Origin of the sequence: Halobellus marinus, assembly GCF_032113415.1 — an archaeon.
Taxonomy (GTDB): domain Archaea; phylum Halobacteriota; class Halobacteria; order Halobacteriales; family Haloferacaceae; genus Haloquadratum; species Haloquadratum marinus.
The window spans coordinates 133,830-151,464 of record NZ_CP134948.1; the positions used below are offsets into that span (position 1 = coordinate 133,830).

Genomic DNA, 17,635 nt, shown 5'->3' on the forward strand with positions numbered 1-17,635 from the left:
CCCCACGGTGCAGTGCATCCTGTTCGACCCGGCGGGTGATGACTATCCACAGTTCGCGAAGAAACTGGGTGGTGAGGTCATCCGCTTTGGTGGGTCGCAGAAAGTCAATCCGATGGACATCTCAGCACCCACGGGTGAGATTGGAGCGTCCGAGGACACCTACCCGCTCACGGTGCGTTCCGTGGTAGAGATGCTGAACACCCACTACGAAGACCGTGGCGGGCTCCCTGCTGCGGAAGAGGGTATGCTCATCCAAGCGACGCACTACGCATACCTCTCGAAGGGGATCATCCTTGGCGAGTACGACACCTACGCGAACGAATCACCCATCATCGACGATCTCATCCAGGGTGTGAAAATCATCACAGAAGGCGGTTTTATCCAGGCGCTCGAATCGGACCTCGTCGACGAGGCAGTGCTCGAGCACTTCCAGGAGTTGGACATTCTCGACGAGGACGGCAACCCAGTCACGGAGACGCACATTTCTGTGCCGATGGCAGTAATCACGCCCTCGAAGAAGCACCAGGAGGTCGCGAAGGCGCTGGAACCAAAGTTCGAGTCGTTCAAGCCAGGTGGTATCAACGCGAACCTGAACGGCCAAACAAACCTCGAACTGAACTCGCGTCTCGTCGTGATGGACATGAGTTCGTTTGCCGATACAGGCGAGATGCCGCTGATCCTCCATGCGATGCTCCAGTGGGCGTACCTCGAGGCCAAACGGTCGCCAGATCGCTTCGACGTGACCTTCGATGAGGCCCACTACCTACTGGGGCGTGAATCGACGCGGGATCTCATCAATCTCTTCATCAGGCACGCACGCCACTACGACGCGGGCCTCACCCTGATGAGTCAGACGGCTCACGAGTTCATGCGGACGGACGCTCGCCGCGAAATCTATGAGAACTGCGACATCAAGCTCTTGTTCTATGCACAGTCTGTGTCGGACGCGACGAAGGAGTACTTCGATCTTTCTCCGGCTGAGGTGAAGTACCTCCAATCGGCTCCACGTGGACAGGAGTCCGGATACTCCGGATGTTTGCTGTCGACGACAAAGCACGGGCGCCGCCGTCTCGAGATCCATTCCGGTGACTTCGAGCACTATATGATCGACGACAATCTCGACCCGTGGGACTACATTGAGGAAATCGAGGGACCGATGCGCCCCGGTGAAGCTGATCCCAATGCGGAGCCCGATTTTGAGACGTCCGAAATGCCTCCGGTGTCGAATCGGGAGCTGGACATGGAACTGTCGAGTGCGTTCGCAGAAGACAGAACGACGCAGGAACAGCCCGAGAGTATCGCTGACGACGACACGACGAACTCCTTGACATCCGATTCTGGTGACCGTTAATGGCGATGGCGATACCGGTCGAACCTCTCCTGCTGATGACGTTCGTCCCGCTCCAACTCGGGCTGGGTGACATTCCCGAGGCGATAGCGGAGGCGATTTTCGGGTTCTTTGCGGACTTGGCCGAAGCGATTGCGATCGAAGTGTCGACCGCACTGACGGACGAACTCATCAAGGGTCTGTTGAAGATCCCGAACCCATATGAATCAGCGACGGCGGCCAACGCGTGGACTGGAATATTCGAGATATCGCTCGTCTTGCTTCCGATAATGATCGCGCTCGCGCTCATCGCGTGGCCGTTCAGCGAAGATCGTGAATCCGGGTTGTTGGACCTCGTCGTCCGTGTCGTGATGATCTTGCTGCATCCGTCTTTAGCTAAGAGAGAAACCGCGTGACAGCAGCGGCTTATCGAGGCTTCTTTTCGAGAGGAATGAGGAGGCGGCAAGTGTGTACCAAGACGCCTCCTCATCGAGAATTATGCGTCGGCTCACTACACTGTTTCCCTCCGAGTTCCTCGAAGAGCACGCCGAGGAACTCGGCGTGGTCGAGCGTGAGGGGAAGCTTCAGATTCCCGTTCTCGTGTGGGCGCTCGTGTTCGGCTTCGCCGCAGGCGAGAGCCGAACACTCGCCGGGTTCAGACGCTGCTACAACTCAACAGCTGATGAAACGATCTCTCCCGGTGGCTTCTATCACCGGTTGACACCAACGCTGGCGGAGTACCTCCGCGACCTCGTCGAGCATGGTCTCGACGAGGTCGCTGTTCCCGACACCGTTGACGCTGATATCGACCGATTCAGGGACGTGATGATCGCCGATGGAACGGTATTGCGGTTACACGAGTTCCTTTCTGATGAGTTCCAAGCCCGTCACGAGGAGCAGGCTGGAGCGAAGCTCCACCTGCTCCACAACGCCACCGATGAGACGATTGAACGGATCGACGTGACGGACGAGAAAACGCACGACAGCACGCTGTTCAAGACGGGATCGTGGCTACAAGAACGGCTCGTTCTGTTCGATCGAGCGTACTTCAAGTACCGCCGCTTCGCGTTGATCGATGAGAACGACGGCTACTTCGTGAGTCGGCTGAAAGAGAACGCGAATCCGCTGATAACGGAGGAATTGCGGGAATGGCGCGGGCGCGCCATTCCCTTGGAGGGTAAGCAGATCCACGATGTGGTCGATGATCTCTCGCGGAAGTACATCGACGTAGAGGTCGAAGCGGAGTTCAAGCGGGGCCAGTACGAGGGAACGCGCTCGCTGGATACGAAGCGATTCCGCGTCGTCGGCGTCCGCGACGAGGACGCCGACGACTACCACCTGTACATCACGAATCTGCCGAGAGAGGAGTTTTTCCCGGCGGATTTAGCAACGTTGTATCGGTGTCGGTGGGAGGTAGAAACGCTGTTTCGTGAACTGAAGACGCAGTACGAGTTGGACGAGTTCGACACAAGCGACCCGGATGTGGTGAAAATTCTGCTGTATGCGGCGTTGCTGTCACTGCTGGTGAGTCGTGAGCTGTTGGATCTGGTCACCGAGCAGGCCGACGACGAGATCGTGTTTCCGCCGGAACGCTGGGCGGCGACCTTCCGGTCGCACGCCCAGCTCATCCTCCACGAACTCGGAGAGTACCTTGGCTACTCGCCACCGCCGTTGCTGGAGCGGCTGATCGAGGATGCTCAGAAGATCCACCAACAACGACCGATCTTACAGGAGACGCTCGCTACCGCTACACAACCGAGGTGTGAGTCTTAGCTAAAGACGAATGGATCTTGCTGTTTATTGGCATCTCCCAGCCGGCGTGGGGTTCGCGATTGATGCAACAAACGCTGTAACGGTCGCCATCCTAGATCTTGACCCAAGTGCTCCGGGTGTGAACTACGGATACGGGAACGGGCTTCTTGGAGGCTCCACTACAGCCGGCGTGTGGGCGCTGAAGTTCATCGTCTCGGTAGTCGCTGCGATTCTCGCAGTCCTGGCGCTAATACTGTCGATATTCTTTCTGCTCCTGCGCTGGTTTATGGTTTGGATGGCCTACATCGGGACGCCGTTCTTCGCGGTTGTCTGGTTTGCAGGACGAGGCCCGCTGAAGTCCGTCGGCAGCGTCGGCGCGACGTTCACGCGGATGGGTGTGTTTTCTCTGTTGGCTGGACCTGTAATCGCCATTATTGTGCTGACGTTCCAGGTCATCGAGGCCGGCGCGATTCTCCAGACCGCAAAGACTGGCCTTATTGGGAATGCCGGCCTTCTTTTTGCCGAACTTGCGCTAATGCTGATCTTCCCGGTCCTGCTCATCGTGACAATCTGGAAGCTCATTTCGTGGGCAGGCCAGCCCATCGGGGCTGGTGAAGCCGCTGCGGTCACGACGATGGCTGTCACGGCGGCCGTCGGTGGCGCCGTTGTCGGTGCAGCAGGCGGCGGTGCGTCCGCGGCCGGCAGTGCAGCAGGCGGTAGCGGCGGTAGTGGCGCGGCGGCCGGTGGAACTGCTGGAGGTGCATCGGGCGGTAGCGCGTCTGCGTCTGCCTCGAGTGCAGGTGCCGGAGGCGCCGGAAGTGCGAACGTGGGTGCAGGTGGGTCAGGCTTAGCAAGTCGGATGACGACCCGAGCGAAGGGTATGGTAGGGCAAGCGAAGAAGACCGCTGGTAAGAAGGCAGCCCAGAAATTCGATCACGTCGGGACGACACAGAAGCTTAGCGAGGCCAGATCCTCTCTGGACGAGGCGCAACAGGATGAACAGGCGGCCGCTTCGCAGGCCAAGTTCCTCCAGAACTCAATGGCGTCGCGCGACATGGATATGGCCGAGGCGAAAGAGCAGGGGATCCTCGACGCCGAGCCCGTCGAAGGACAAACGCCGAAGTTCAAGACCGACCCCCTCACGAATGACGTGAAGATGAGCTATATGGGAACGGACGGGGTTTCCCGCTCTGCCAACCTCACACAGAAGTTCAAGTCCGTGAAGACCGAGCAGCATGACGCCGGCCAAGAGGTCGAAGCGGCGCAGTCCCAGATCGACAGCATTCAGAAAAAGAAGGGACGCGTGGATACAGCCAGAAGCGTAGGCCGAGCTGGAAAGGCTGGGACTCGCCCCGTCTATAAGGGCGCGAAGTTCGCGACGAAGACCGGTGGAGCCGCAATGGTCGGTGGTGTCGGTGGGAACTCGTATCTCGCACACTCTATGGGTCGCCGGGCATCGCAGCCGATGATCGGCTCGGGCGGCCCCAATCAGAACCCGAACCACACACTCTCAGAGTTCGGCCGTGTAGCTGGTGGGCAGGCGTCCAAAACCGGCGAGATAGGTAAGACAGGCACAGGCAACAGCGACAACAGCGGAGGGATGTAGCGTTAGCACCCCCCTGGTCGTCGGTCGGTCGTCCCTAGGCCCTGTGAGCGGCTCACTCGTACGCTGGTAGTTGAGACTGGCCGTCTCAATGCATACGGTCTTCGACTTCCTTGTGGTCAGGTCTAGTGGTAGCCATCCCATCATCTGCCATCAGACGGATGGCTGTTTGAACCGCCGCCTCAAGCAGGAGTCGTCTTCGTCGTGTGGGATCCCCGTAATGAGCACGGTCCGGAGGCCACCAGTAGTCCTACTGAACAAGTGGGACCGCGATCTGTTCTCTAGTCGTGTCAGTGTCCATCCGAGAGGGCCGCGTAGGTACTCCGTTCCCAGCCGCCGAGATTGATCCTGATACTTTACGGATATTATAACATATGTTCATATATGTCCACTGAAAGCACCACCGAACCACACAGAGAAGGTCGATTCCAACGGTTTGACCCTCGACTTCTCGCTGTGCTCGTCGCGCTCGGACTCCTGTTCGTTGCCATCGTGGGCCAATCGCTGCTTACTGGTGTTATCGGCGCAGCAATTCTGTCCGCGGTCGGACTCACGCTCGCTGACCCGACGGCGATCGTCGTAATCGTGGTCTTCAATCAACTCGCACTGATCGGTATCGGGGCAGTGTATCTGACTCGCCGGCTCGACGGGATTCCGTTCCGTAAGCCCTCGAAGAACGGCGTCCAGTGGCTGGTTGGAGGGCTCGTCATGATGTTCGTCGTATATGGACTACAGACCCTCGTCTATTCAGCGACAGGACTCGAGAACCCACCTGACGCGCTCGCTCAAGCCGGGGCTGCAGAGCCGTGGGTGCTCCTTGCGATGGCAGTCGTCGCGATCGTCTTCGTCGGTCCGGGCGAAGAACTCTTCTATCGTGGTGCGATTCAGGGCCGATTGCGTCGCGCTTTCGGGCCCACCGGGGCAATCGCCCTCGCGTCACTCCTGTTTGCCGCAGTGCACATACCCAACTACCTCCTCGGAAACGTGAGTCTCCTCGCGCCCGGTGTTCTGTTCAATCTCGGGCTCATCGTGGTCATCGGAGCCATCATCGGGGCTGTCTACGAGTACACAGAGAATCTGCTGATCCCGATCCTCATTCACGGACTCTACGACGCGATCATCTTGGTCGGCGTATACAGTGGTATCGCACCGTATCTCTGAAATTGCGGACATACAACGACTTCTCGATACCACTGCTTGCCGATCTCGAAAGGAACCATCCGAGAGTGCGGACCCGATGTTCATGTAGACGCGGCCTGCCGAATGGTACCGCTCCGTATCGTGTTCTCAGAAGTCGGGACCTGTAGCCGCGATTTAGTAGCGAAGCTACACTATCTCTGGATATGACCTCCCTGGATAACTCACTGACAGACTCCCCCAGCAGCACCTGGAACGAGCCATCGACAGCTACACAACTGTCGTTTTCGCCCTCACTCCGGCCTGTTCTCGTGTTCTTTCTCGTTTCCACGCTTGCCGTGCCTGTGATGTTTCTCCTGGCCGATCCGCGGTTGCCACGGACACCGTTCTGGAGCAGGCTCTTTACCGCAACGGCAATCACGAGTGTCGCGGTGTTTGCATGGGGAGTGCTCCGGTGGGAAGGAGTCTCTGTAGCGGACGTCGGACTCGATCGTGAACGCGTGGTTTCGGGCGTCGTCCTGGTTGTCGCCATCTGGCTCGTCATCAACGTGGCTTCGTACGCGCTCCTGGTGTTCCGCGGCGATGCGGTGGCGCTGGGGTTGCCCGCGAGTCCGACGAACGGTCTCCCGGTGGGTGCTCCAGCCAGCCAAGTCGTCGGGATGGCAGTCACGCTGTGGATATTCGTCGGCATCGCCGAGGAGTTCGCCTTCCGGGGCTACCTCCAGAACAAGGTCGTCGCCATGCTCGGTGGCGGAACCGACCGCGTCCGCATGGCGGTCGGTATCCTGGGTGCCTCCGCGCTCTTCGCGCTCTGGCACATCCCGCAGATGGTTGTCGTCAGAGGGATTGTGGGTCCGGAGATACTCCTGTCACTTCTGGCGATAACGATTTATACGGTCGTCCTCGGAACGCTCTACGAACTCAGCCGAAATATCGTGTTCGTCGGGCTCCTCCACGGCACGTTCGACCTCAATCCCGTCTTCGTGGTCGGCGAGACCGGGGAGCCGATGACCGATCTCTCGCTGCTGGTCTATCCGCTGGCCATCGTCGCCCTTCTGCTCTACCGGCGGTGGGCCAGGGACGCACGGCCGACGGACTTTCGGCCACAGACGACGGGTCCCGCGACCGACTGACCCCGGTCTCCTCGGTCGCTCGGCAACTGGTCACGACGGACGCGTCTCACTGTGACCCGGATTCGACGCTCGTGAGTACACTCCCGAGAGTCGGAACCATAGTCCCCACGTGCTGCTACACGGAATCGATGGGCTCAGTGAGAGGGACTCGACAAGAATTCGAGTCGATTGGTAACTCGATCGGAGGTGAATACGACAACGACGATGATCGTCGCAGCGACGACGAGCAGTCCGGACTCGCCGACCCACGTCGTCGCCAGCGCACCGCTCGAAAACGTGTCGAACGGCCCCTGAATGACGGCGTTCCACGCGGAGTGACCCAGTATCGCCGGCCAAATACTCCCGGTTTCCAGCGTCCACGCCGACCAGAGCACTGTCAGTGACACGGCCACGACGACGAACAAGACCGCCGAGAGCATCCGGGAGCGTCCCGCAGCGTACTGTCCAGTCAGAATCGCGGGGACGTGCCAGCAGCCCCATAGAACGCCCCCCGTCAGAATCGGGGCTGGTACCCCGGCGGTGACCAGCCGAGAGGTCATGTATCCCCGCCATCCGATCTCCTCGCCTGCTGCTGAGATAACACCGACGACTGCTCCGATCGTCGCGGCAAAGAGCAGGTCGCCAGCGAATGCCGACAGCGGGTCCGACGTTCCTACCGGAGCAGCAAACTCGACGAGACCGACTCCCCAGGCTGCACCGTACGCGATGGCGCCGACGACGAACGGGAACAGTATCGCCTGGAGTACCCGAACGACCACCTGGCGACGCCTCAGTCGGAACGACAGGTCATCGAACCCCTCGCCGTTTCCGACGCGTGCGACGACCGAGGCGATTGCTGGCGTCCACATGAGTGGGAGGATGTACTCGAGTTGCTGTTCGATGGGGGTCCCAGCACTGATGATCAGATACAGGAGCGGGACCGATACCAGGAGGACCACACCGAAATAGAGGAGGAGCCCCCGGCGAGCAGTATGCACTTCTTCGGACGTCGGTGTGTCGTGAGTGTGGGTTGAATTCATGAGGTGATGGTGAAACTGCGAAGCATCTTGCCGTGCGATACGCGATGCGCTGCCGAACGAGTGGACGACGGTTCCCTCCATGCCCCAATCCTCAGCGCTCCGTCCTGCCAGGTGGTCATCGACTCACCCCTAGTTGCCGTTGCGGGGAGAACTCGGGGGCGTTCTTCCCGCTCGCCCACCGCCGGTAGTACCATGCCGTGAGGACGAGAACCGGAATGCCCACGACCAACGCGAGTTCGGAAACTGGGGCCCCTGCCACGACGATCGGCTGCCAGTTGAACGTCCCGTGCAGGACGCCGACGAACACGACGTTGCGTGTGTACTCGTAGAGCACCCCGAGGACGAGCCCCAGAAGGACGATCCCCAGTAACGACTGGGCGATGGCAACCGGCGACGTGACGCCGCCGATCAAGACCCGCTGGGGGATGTGGATGAGGGCAAACAGCAACACACCGGCGAAGATCGCGCCGGCCGTTCTGATTCGATTGTTACTGCCACCGAATAGCGCGATGACCTTGTTCTGGAGGTAGCCCCGGAACGCGAATTCCTCGGCCATCCCGTTGAACGCGAGATACGCGATCCCGGCGACAGCCCACATCCCGGCCGACGCGTATTCGTCCGAGAGTTCGATGCTGATGGCCTCACCGGAGACCAACACCGTTCCGGCACCGACGGCGTTGAGCAGCACGTAGAGCCCGAGGACGGCGAGTACGCCCGGGAGGATGTGCTCCCGACCGAGCCCCACGGCCCGAGCGGTGACCCCGTCGAGCCGGAGAGCGATCCAGCCTACCCCAGCGATGACGGCGAACGTCGCCGACAGGACGACGAAGAAGCCGAACCGGCTCTCGAGGTGTGGGTAGATCGCGAGTGGGACGACCACGATGATCAGCCCCGTCACACCGAGCAACAGCGCCGGTGGTCCCAACCGTCGCTCGAACTCGATCGACGATTCCCCGTCGGCGGATCGGGAGGTGGAATATAGTGTCATGGTGTTAGTCCGTCAGGTGTGGGCGTCTCGCTTCGTCGCCATCCGGGACACGTGCCCCCGCCTGTGCGGCGCCGGCGACGTCACCACGAGCGAGGCTCCGCCAGCCGAACGCCAGCAAGAGCACGCCGACGAGGACCGCCCACGCCACGAAGCGGGCGAGTTCGCCGGTCGGCGTGAATATCCCCTCGACGGGGTAGAGTCCCTGTCCTGCGTTCACGCCGGCGTGGAACACCATCGTGAGCAGGACGCTGCCCCTGGTGCTATTGTACAGCAGGGTCGCGACGATCGAGATGCCGATCACGATGACCGCGTAGATGGGCAGGTCGACCGCCCAGCCGGTGACGCCGCGTTCGATGATACCAGCAGGTGCGTGCCAGACAGCCCAGACGACGCCGATGATGAGACTCGAGACGAGGGCGCTGTATCGCTCTTGCAGGTAGGGAAGCGCGAACCCCCGCCAGCCGAGTTCCTCGTTGCCCCCGCCCCAGATGAAAATGTTCAGATACGCCAGCGGGATGGACGCGAGCGGATTGACCTCGCCCCAGTTCAATTCTCCACCGAGCAGGAGGTGGACCCCTGCCATGAGGGCGTACAGAACCAGCGGGAGGCCGAGTGCGGCGAGCCACCAGCGCGGTGCGACGCGCCACCGAAGTGCCTGTGAGAACCAGCTCTTCAGGCTCCCGCCAGTCAGGTACGTCACGATGGCGGCCGAGATGGGCGGTCCGAAACTCCCGGCGACGAGCACGAGGATAGCGGTCGTGTTATACGCCATCCACCCTCGATCGATCGCAGTCAGTACCGGAAACCAGATCCCCCAGGTGATCGCGTAGGCACCGACGAAGAACGCGAGGACCCGATGCTCCTCAATCCGCTTGCGAACCGAATGTAGACTACGCATGATAGTTCACAACCCCTCGTCGTCTACCTGGAGGAGGTTGGCGGTGTACCGGGCGTGGAATCGGGCGAGGCTGTTCAGGAGGTTGAGCGCGACAAACAGGAACACAACACCGACGACGGAAGCCACGAGTGCCTCCGGGAACGTGTCGACGACCCACGGCCCAACGGTGTAGTCGCCGTCGACGACCATCCCACTGATCCCGAGGACCACGTCCGGATCGTCGTAGATGAACGGGGCTGCCAGGAACGCACCCGTAACCGCACCACTGACGGTGAGTGCGACGAACGAGAGCAGTCCGAACCCGAACTTCGCGAGGACGAGGACGACACTCGTCCAGGTTGTTCGGGCCGTTACGAGTCGTTTGACAGCGTCGACGAACCCGTTCCCCGGGAAGACGAGTCCGTCAGAGACATCGAACTCTGCGAGGAACGTCGGTACCGAGGCGTTCACGTCACCGAGATATCTGGCCAGCGCGGCTTCGAAGCCAGCGACAGCCGTCGCAGCAAAGAGCGTCACGAGGAGAATCGGCAGCCCGATCCACGTGATAAGCAACCCCACGCCGAGCGCCACGCCGAAGACGAGACTGACGAAGTACACGAGTCCGAGCGGGAACGCGAGGGCGAGATACAGGAGGTTCTTGTACGTCTGTACCTGGAGAGGAGCACCGAGGCTTCGCCGAATGGTCGTAGAGAGCGTAGACTCAGCGGCTCCCGATGACTGGCTGGAGGCGGGATTCGAGGCCATCACGTATGGATATGTAAATCCAAATTATATTAGTTCAGAAGGCGGTTCTCAGCCCACTGGAACAGGGAGTGCACTCTATTTTGTTGCCAGTTCGATCATCTAGCATGGTCGAACGAAGCGAACTCAAGAATGCAGCCATCGGCGCAGTGGTAACGATCGTCCTCTCGTTCACGGGCTTCTCCGCACTGCTCGGTGGGGGGATTGCGGGCTATCTACAGAAGGTACCTCCGAAGCGCGGTGCGAAGACCGGTGCCATCTCCGGCGGGATTGCGGTTGTCCCGATACTCCTCGTGCTCGTTCTGGGCTTCGGGCTCTTCCTTTTGCAGCCATCGGCGCTGGGGGTTCCCGGAGGCGTGGAACTCGCCATTATCCTGTTGGTCATGTTCCCGCTGCTGTTCGCCTGGATCATCGGATTGAGCGCGGTCGGCGGCTACGTGGGCGCGTACCTCTACTCGAACGCACAGTCGACGAGCCGTGAATCGGGCACTCCGAGAGAGCAATAAGCACGTTAGTGGGGGTGTTTCTGATGAAAAACACTGGTCTGGATTCACACAACGTCGAACCTCTCGCGTTCCGAGGCGGGCTCACGCTTCTGGGGGCGTTTATCGCGTTCATGGCGATCTTCCTCGCTGGCTGGACCGCCTACGTCACACCGACACTCCAGCAAGTGTTCGGGTTGTCATCGACCGATCCGTGGCGGGTCGTCCTCAACGTGTTTCCCGGGGCGATCATGCTGGGTGTCGGGTACGGCGTCCTCCGCTTGGAAGGCATCCGTGCTCGGGGCGTCGGCTTCTCGTGGCCGCACGCTCGGTCGGGGACGGTCTGGTTCGCCGGCATCATCATCGTGCTGAACGTGCTTCTCCTCTTGGTCGCAGTCGTAACCGGGGGCCAGCTCTCGTGGAGCTACTCAGATCTAACACCCATCTTGATCATCGTATATGCCCTCATCAACTGGGTCTTCGTTGGAATCGCCGAGGAACTGGTCGCCCGAGCCTACCTGCAAACCAAACTGATTGCGCTCCTCGGCGGTGGACAGAGCCGCTTCAGGAAAGCCCTCGCGATCGTCGTCGCCGCAGTGTTGTTTGCCCTCTGGCACGTCCCGCAGCGACTCTTAGTCGCCGGACTCGATGTCTCCCAGCTCCCCGTGAATCTCCTTCTGTTGCTCGTGGCAGGGCTCGTCTTTGGAGTCCTCTACGAGACGACCCGGAACGTGATATTTGTCGGACTGCTGCACGGTGCGTACAACTTCGCGCCGATCGTGGCTAACGTTCGGTATGCTTCCGAGGGATCGGCAGATATCCAGTTCCTTTTGCTCCTCGCCGTGGCTGGCCCTGTCGCAATCGGGGTCTGGGGATACTACCGGTGGGCACACGACCATCGAACGAGCGACTTCCGACCACCGGTCGCTGGGTGAACAACTCATGTCCCGGATTTCGACGTTCGCGCGCCGGTACCCGATCCCCGCGTACGCTGCCACCGCGTACACGTTTTCTTGGGTGGCGTGGGGGTTGCAGTACCTCCAACCCGACCCGATGGGACCCGTCGGTACCCTTCTGTTCCTGATCGGCAGATTGGGGCCGCTAGTTGCAGGAGTGATCGTCGCCCTGCTCGTCGGTTCGTTTGACGGGTTCCGAGACCGTTTGTTCCGCTGGCGTGTCTCACCTGTCTGGTATGTTGTCTCGATTGGGGGCCCACTCGTCGGTCTCGTCACCCTCGTCGCCATTGACTCGGTACTCTCCGACGGTCAGTTTCGACTCACTGGACTCCACCCACTCACCACCCTTCCTGGTGCCATCTTGATCGGCCTCGTGCTCGGTGGACTCGAAGAACCCGGGTGGCGCGGGTTCGCCCAGGCGCGTCTTCAGAAACGGCATAACGCGCTTGTCGCAAGCGGTATCGTCGCGGTCATGTGGGTGGTGTGGCATCTCCCGCTGTTCGTACTTCCGGGAACGTCCCAGTCGGAGTTCTCGTTCGTTCCGTTTGCCGTGATGGGCCTAACGCTCGCAATCATATTCGCGTGGCTATTCAACAGTGCTGGCGGTAGCGTCCCGGTCGTAGTCCTCGCTCATGGTGCATTTAACGGCGCACTCGGGTGGTCGGGATTGCTTGAAACCGGCAATCAGTCACTGGCTGTCTTGATTGTCGGGCTCGGACTAATCTCGGTCGCGCTGGTGTTCGTCTCCGGCCCCTCGACGCTCTCGACCGATCCAGAATCGCGCTCGGAACCGTCGAATCCAGTACGATGAAACGTCCCCTCGATCTCATCGAACCGGGCGTTGGCACGGGCGCCGCAAGGGTCGGCCATCTCAACGACGGTACTGGGACCTTCCCGAATGGTGAGCGCAGAGTCGCGAGTTTTTGTAGACGAACTCTTGAATGTGTCTGGGCTACCTTTCGGCAGTGGTTGCGACTTACGAGTCTCAACGCAGTGTCTTCCGACGAATCGCCCGCCGTCAGCACGTTGACTGGCCAGCGTACGAGTCGACTCCACTGTACGACCAGAGCTCACTGACGGCGCTCAGTGAGGATTTCCGGACCGTCTCGGGAATCTGGTTCTGAACACAGCGCTCACGACTCGGTCGAGGCGTTCGTCTGTCAGTATCCACTTTCCTACGTGGAGTTCAATCCTCACGACCAATATTCCGGTCCAACTCGATATGAGATGCCACAGCTCTTCAGGGCATTCCTGCTGAAAGAAGTGTACGGCTGGGACCACGAAACAGCGGTCGTCGACCATCTCCGGCAGCACTCAGAAACCCGTCGCTCGCTCGGGTTCGATACCATCCCCGATCAGTCCACACTCTGGCGGAGTTGGAACAAGCGCTTCAGTGCCGACCTCTGTGAGACAGTCGAGACGGCGGCTCGAACGATCCTCATCAAAGCCCAGAACGCAGGTGTCGCGGTTCCCCGTGACCCGGAACAGAAGCTCCAGTACCATGACGACGAGTCTGTTGAGACCGATCGGAACGACCAGACTGTTTTGGAAGAAGCAGCGAAGATCAGCGATCACGTCAGTCGCGTTGTCTTTCCAGCATTCTCGCTGGACCGTGGCGAGGGCTGTGAGATCCACGAGAACGCGTACTGGGACTTACAAACGTATCTCGGACTTCGCGAGGGGCTGGCTGCCAACGAGGGGGCTCGCAGCTTCGTCTACGAGTCGACGCGTGACCGGACACCGCTAGGACATGCCCACCGAGAGCATCTTCGTGACCTGTCGATCGCACAGATTCGCCAGATGTACCGACAGGCGGTGACTCAACTGCTGGAAGAAGTCGCGGAGACGGAGGAGTTCTTCCGAGCCGGGATCATCGCGATCGACATCACCGAAGCAGATCCCTTCACGGGAGATAGAACGGGCCATGAGGACGAGATCATCGGGACGAAAGAGAAGACCGACGAGTACGCCTACCAGTGGGCGACGGTGCAGTTGGTCGGCAATGCAGTTCCGCTCGTCCTTGATGCCCGCCCGGTACGAAAAGGGGAGTCACGCAAGGAGATCGTTGAGGACTTGCTCGATTCGGCTGAAGAGCTCGTTCACGTCGATAACGTCCTGATGGACCGGGAGTTCGATAGTCAACACGTTCTGGAGATGGTCAGCCGACGTGGGCTCTCCTACGTCGTGCCGAAGCGGATGCAGACTAGCGAGAAAGCCCAGGCAAAACGATTGCTCCAGCGCGATCAAGACCGGTACGAGACCGACCGCAAACTCCATCTTGGGAAGAACGAGTGGCACGAGACGACGCTGATCTACCGCCGGAAAAAAGACTCTGAGCACGACGATCACCGGCAATATTCGGTGTTCATGACGAATGGGGCCAGTGGCCACCTCACCGAGTACGGCTACAGGTGGGAAATCGAGAGTGGCTACAGATCGATAAAGCGATTCACGGCCGCCACTACGTCGAAGAATTTCGGCCTTCGATTCTTTTATTTCGCGTTTGCGTGTCTGCTGTACTCGATTTGGCGAGCAGTCGATTTGTTGGTGCAGCTTGAGTTGACCGGTGAATATGAACATTCGCCGATCGTGACGGCCGACAATACGCTGACGCTGCTGAAGAAGGAGACTGGAATCGGGTAGATAGGCACTCTGTCTGGGTTAGCGCGCCGTCTGAGTGGCTACACTATTGGAAGTCTCGAGTATCCACCCATACGATCGGAAGTGTGACAAGAATGGCCGCTTGGAGAGTGATCTGAGGTAGTTTCTACGATCGCATCGGTCAAATTCACGCATCACAGCCTCGCTAAACCCACTGTAGTCTAACTTCCCCACAGAACAAAAGTTGAGACCGGTCGTCTCAATGCATACGGTTCTGGAACCGCGTACGATCAACGATTTCTTCTTCAAAATTTTCATAGCTTTCACTCTTAACACTCTTTACAGCGGATAACGTACCTTCATTCAACGATGTCTATTGACCGAGACACCTTCGAGAACACGACCGAGGACGAACTCGCGGAGCTTTCGGTCCCAGATCAGGTCCTTGGATTTCTCGCCGCTAACGGCGACCGTGCATTCAAGGCCCGCGAAATAGCTTCCCAAATCGGCGTCGACGAGGGGGCGGTCAGCACTGCGCTCTCACGGTTGAAGGACCGTGGTCTGGTCGAACACAAGGCGACGTACTGGGCGGTGACCGACGACACCGAGCGACTCGACGGAAACAGCGGCTACGAACGGGCGACTGCACTGTTCAACGAGCAGCTTGGCACAGAGGACACGGAATCCTGGCGCAAACACGCGCCTAGCGAGTCACACCCGAGCGTTGAGGATAAACAGTGACACTGGTCTCTTCGCAAAACGTTTCCGGATCAGTCGAGTCCGAGACTCAATTTGAGCGCGTCGTCGACCTCGCCCATTGTCGAGTCGGCGAGACTGCCAGCCACCGAATGGATTCGCTTCTCGACAGACACGACTCGAATCTGATCAAGCCGCACGGAGGAGTCTTTCTCGAACGGTGAGCCAGACGCTTCCACGAGTACCTCGAAGGGATAGCCTCGGTACGTTCCCGTCGCAGGTGCGACGATTGTGGTATTAGAGTTCTTGTTCCCGACATCGTTCTGGACCACCACCGCAGGCCGTGTTTTCCGCATTTCGTGGCCCTCGGCAGGATCGAGTCGAACTATAACGACATCACCGCGCCGAATCTCGGTGTCGTCGCTCATTCATCAAGTCCCGACCACGCCTCGTCCGACGCCCCGTCCCACTCGTCGGCAAGTTCACTAGCGCTCTCCGATGCCTCACGATACGCAGCGGCTAGTTCCTCCTCGTCGGGAGTCTTGGACTCGACCTCGACGACAGCCACTGTGACGCGCTTGTTCGCGTACTCAGTCCCGAGATACACCCGCCCCCGGTTGTCAGTCTCGTTCGTCTGGAGTTTGTCGGCGTCGACTTTCATCCTGTAACCCACTATTGCCCACGCCTATATCAGTCTTACCCACCATTACCCATTTTTTACGGGTGCCCAGATCACTGCCTGGTGACACCAAGGGAGTCGTCCTACCGATTTTATAGAGATTAAAACGCGAACACACCCGCCTTTAGGGGGGCGATGAAGCCGACACGGTGGGAAGCAATCCACTAGTCCAACGTTGTGGGACTACCCGTGCCGGAAAGGGCTGGTAGTCCGGTGATTGGACTGCGAACCTGAAACTCCCACCGCTCGATTCCTCTGCGTTTACGCGGAGGAGGATGTCAAGGCACGTGGGGATTTCTCTGTGCACGCCGATGAGTGTGAACGGGTAGGTGGCGGGATGTCACTCAGCGACCTACCCGACGAAATCACGTCTGTCAACGATTTAATTTGTGAGTGCTGGAGCGAGTACGACTCGCTTTCCGAAATCGAGTGACAGACGAGGCGGCGTGCAAGATTCGTGTCCTACGTTTAGCCCGTTCAGAGCAACTTCCTCGAAGATTGTCAGATGACGGCTTCTGAACCCAGAGATTGTAATCAGCATGGAGGCTGTATGTGTTCTACGTTGAAACTGCTGACCCACGCTCACTAATTCTCCGAATATAGGATATACTGAACACGCTGTTCCGGCCGCTCATCCGCGCAACGCGAGTAACACCATTGCCGCCCCCAACAGCCCGAGAGTTGCGACCACATAGGCAACGATGGGCAGAGCGTCACCCCCGACAACGGCGAATCCTCCCGTCGCTCCGAGAAAGAGTACCCCGAGACCCCCGAGGACGATTCTGAACTGCCCGGTCCAATCCAGTGCCGGACGTCCAGTCGCTTGTCCGGGTCACGGTATCGAGAGCTCTCCTGACCTCGGTGGCGGTGTCGTTCGGGACGACGAGTACGAGCGGTCGACCCCACCGTCCTCGGGGCCGATATCGGGGGATGAAGACGGTGTAATCGTCTATTTGTCGCTGGTAGACACACTTGAGCGGCGAGAGATCGAACGTCCGCACCCGCCTGTCGCTTGTGTCCAGCCCCGCGTCATCAGCGTATTCCGCGGCTGCTGCACCGCGTACCTGCTGGAGGCTTGCCGTGTCCGGATCTATCCGACCGATCGTATACCGAAGGTCGACAGCCGTCTTGCAGACGATGAGTCCGATCAGATACACGAGCAGGAGTCCGGGCTGGATTCCCAACGACAAGAACAGGATACCACCACCGAGCAGGCTAACCGGTATGTAGCGAAGGCGAAACCACCCAATCGACGGCATCAGCTTCTGCACTTCGCGCTTGGAGCCGTACTCGACTGCGAGCAGAAGATACACCAACGAGGCAGGACCACCGATAAGTGCGAGAACGACCACGAGGATGGCAGGTCCGACGTTTTCTACGGCGAGTCCGTTCGCGAGAGTAACTGCGAGTAGCACCAACACAGCGAGCCCCATGATCAGGGGAACACCGGCAGCGAGATGCAATACCACGAGCCGAAATCGGTCGGTGGAGCGGTCCGGGAACGCCGTCCACGTAACGACCTGACCGCCAGTGTCAGTCTCGGTGGGCGTCATTATCGGGGAATAGGGTATCGTATTCGCGTCTCGGGGTCGACAGTTCGAATCTCGCTACCTGATCGGTTCC

The 17,635-nt window shown here is 59.6% G+C and carries 17 protein-coding genes and 1 pseudogene; 11 read left to right on the forward strand and 7 right to left on the reverse strand.

Going from position 1 to position 17,635, the window contains the following annotated elements:
* Positions 1-7 precede the first annotated feature (7 nt).
* The 6 genes from RJT37_RS20060 to RJT37_RS20085 all read left to right on the forward strand — a co-directional run bounded on the left by RJT37_RS20060 (position 8) and on the right by RJT37_RS20085 (position 6,952).
* A complete protein-coding gene (locus tag RJT37_RS20060; protein WP_313690455.1) occupies positions 8-1,351 on the forward strand; it encodes a hypothetical protein in 1,344 nt (447 codons plus the stop codon).
* Positions 1,351-1,743: a hypothetical protein gene (locus RJT37_RS20065; RefSeq protein WP_313690457.1), complete on the forward strand. Its 393-nt coding sequence runs from the start codon at positions 1,351-1,353 to the stop codon at positions 1,741-1,743. Before RJT37_RS20060 ends, RJT37_RS20065 begins: the two co-directional genes overlap by 1 nt.
* Positions 1,744-1,825: 82 nt before the next feature.
* Positions 1,826-3,100 carry an IS4-like element ISH8C family transposase gene (locus tag RJT37_RS20070; protein ID WP_313689887.1) on the forward strand — a complete coding sequence of 425 codons (1,275 nt, stop codon included), beginning with the start codon at positions 1,826-1,828 and terminating at the stop codon, positions 3,098-3,100.
* A 10-nt stretch (positions 3,101-3,110) separates the two neighbouring features.
* Positions 3,111-4,685 carry a hypothetical protein gene (locus RJT37_RS20075; protein ID WP_313690459.1) on the forward strand — a complete coding sequence of 525 codons (1,575 nt, stop codon included), beginning with the start codon at positions 3,111-3,113 and terminating at the stop codon, positions 4,683-4,685.
* 381 nt (positions 4,686-5,066) lie between these two features.
* Positions 5,067-5,843: a CPBP family intramembrane glutamic endopeptidase gene (locus RJT37_RS20080; protein WP_313690461.1), complete on the forward strand. Its 777-nt coding sequence runs from the start codon at positions 5,067-5,069 to the stop codon at positions 5,841-5,843.
* A 182-nt stretch (positions 5,844-6,025) separates the two neighbouring features.
* Positions 6,026-6,952 carry a CPBP family intramembrane glutamic endopeptidase gene (locus tag RJT37_RS20085; RefSeq protein ID WP_313690463.1) on the forward strand — a complete coding sequence of 309 codons (927 nt, stop codon included), beginning with the start codon at positions 6,026-6,028 and terminating at the stop codon, positions 6,950-6,952.
* A 134-nt stretch (positions 6,953-7,086) separates the two neighbouring features.
* Here the strand turns inward: RJT37_RS20085 and RJT37_RS20090 are convergent, their stop codons facing one another.
* From RJT37_RS20090 to RJT37_RS20105, 4 genes are all read right to left on the reverse strand, one after another.
* Complete coding sequence (locus RJT37_RS20090; RefSeq protein WP_313690465.1) at positions 7,087-7,971, reverse strand: CPBP family glutamic-type intramembrane protease; 885 nt, start codon at positions 7,969-7,971, stop codon at positions 7,087-7,089.
* Positions 7,972-8,086: 115 nt separating this feature from the next.
* Complete coding sequence (locus RJT37_RS20095; protein WP_313690467.1) at positions 8,087-8,959, reverse strand: CPBP family intramembrane glutamic endopeptidase; 873 nt, start codon at positions 8,957-8,959, stop codon at positions 8,087-8,089.
* 4 nt (positions 8,960-8,963) lie between these two features.
* A complete protein-coding gene (locus tag RJT37_RS20100; protein ID WP_313690469.1) occupies positions 8,964-9,857 on the reverse strand; it encodes a CPBP family intramembrane glutamic endopeptidase in 894 nt (297 codons plus the stop codon).
* A 6-nt stretch (positions 9,858-9,863) separates the two neighbouring features.
* On the reverse strand, positions 9,864-10,601 hold the full coding sequence (locus RJT37_RS20105) for a sensor domain-containing protein (protein WP_256308565.1): 738 nt from the start codon (positions 10,599-10,601) through the stop codon (positions 9,864-9,866).
* Between the two features lie 104 nt (positions 10,602-10,705).
* On the opposite strand from RJT37_RS20105, the gene RJT37_RS20110 reads away from it, so the two are divergent.
* The 5 genes and pseudogenes from RJT37_RS20110 to RJT37_RS20130 all read left to right on the forward strand — a co-directional run bounded on the left by RJT37_RS20110 (position 10,706) and on the right by RJT37_RS20130 (position 15,378).
* On the forward strand, positions 10,706-11,104 hold the full coding sequence (locus RJT37_RS20110) for a DUF5518 domain-containing protein (RefSeq protein WP_256308564.1): 399 nt from the start codon (positions 10,706-10,708) through the stop codon (positions 11,102-11,104).
* A 23-nt stretch (positions 11,105-11,127) separates the two neighbouring features.
* Positions 11,128-12,015: a CPBP family intramembrane glutamic endopeptidase gene (locus RJT37_RS20115; protein ID WP_313690476.1), complete on the forward strand. Its 888-nt coding sequence runs from the start codon at positions 11,128-11,130 to the stop codon at positions 12,013-12,015.
* A gap of 7 nt (positions 12,016-12,022) precedes the next feature.
* Positions 12,023-12,847, forward strand: coding sequence for a CPBP family intramembrane glutamic endopeptidase (locus RJT37_RS20120; RefSeq protein ID WP_313690478.1), 825 nt, complete (start codon positions 12,023-12,025; stop codon positions 12,845-12,847).
* Between the two features lie 130 nt (positions 12,848-12,977).
* Positions 12,978-14,679 (forward strand): annotated as a pseudogene (locus RJT37_RS20125) (transposase).
* A 327-nt stretch (positions 14,680-15,006) separates the two neighbouring features.
* The gene (locus RJT37_RS20130) at positions 15,007-15,378 is read left to right on the forward strand and encodes a MarR family transcriptional regulator (protein ID WP_313690480.1); all 372 of its coding nucleotides are present in this window, start codon (positions 15,007-15,009) and stop codon (positions 15,376-15,378) included.
* 29 nt (positions 15,379-15,407) lie between these two features.
* Here RJT37_RS20130 and RJT37_RS20135 read toward each other — a convergent pair whose 3' ends face one another.
* The 3 genes from RJT37_RS20135 to RJT37_RS20145 form a co-directional block, all read right to left on the reverse strand.
* The gene (locus tag RJT37_RS20135; protein ID WP_313690482.1) at positions 15,408-15,761 is read right to left on the reverse strand and encodes a type II toxin-antitoxin system PemK/MazF family toxin; all 354 of its coding nucleotides are present in this window, start codon (positions 15,759-15,761) and stop codon (positions 15,408-15,410) included.
* A complete protein-coding gene (locus RJT37_RS20140; RefSeq protein WP_313690484.1) occupies positions 15,758-15,994 on the reverse strand; it encodes a hypothetical protein in 237 nt (78 codons plus the stop codon). The genes RJT37_RS20135 and RJT37_RS20140 overlap by 4 nt, the downstream gene beginning before the upstream one ends.
* 731 nt (positions 15,995-16,725) lie before the next feature.
* A complete protein-coding gene (locus RJT37_RS20145; protein WP_313690486.1) occupies positions 16,726-17,565 on the reverse strand; it encodes a hypothetical protein in 840 nt (279 codons plus the stop codon).
* Between the last annotated feature and the right edge of the window lie 70 nt (positions 17,566-17,635).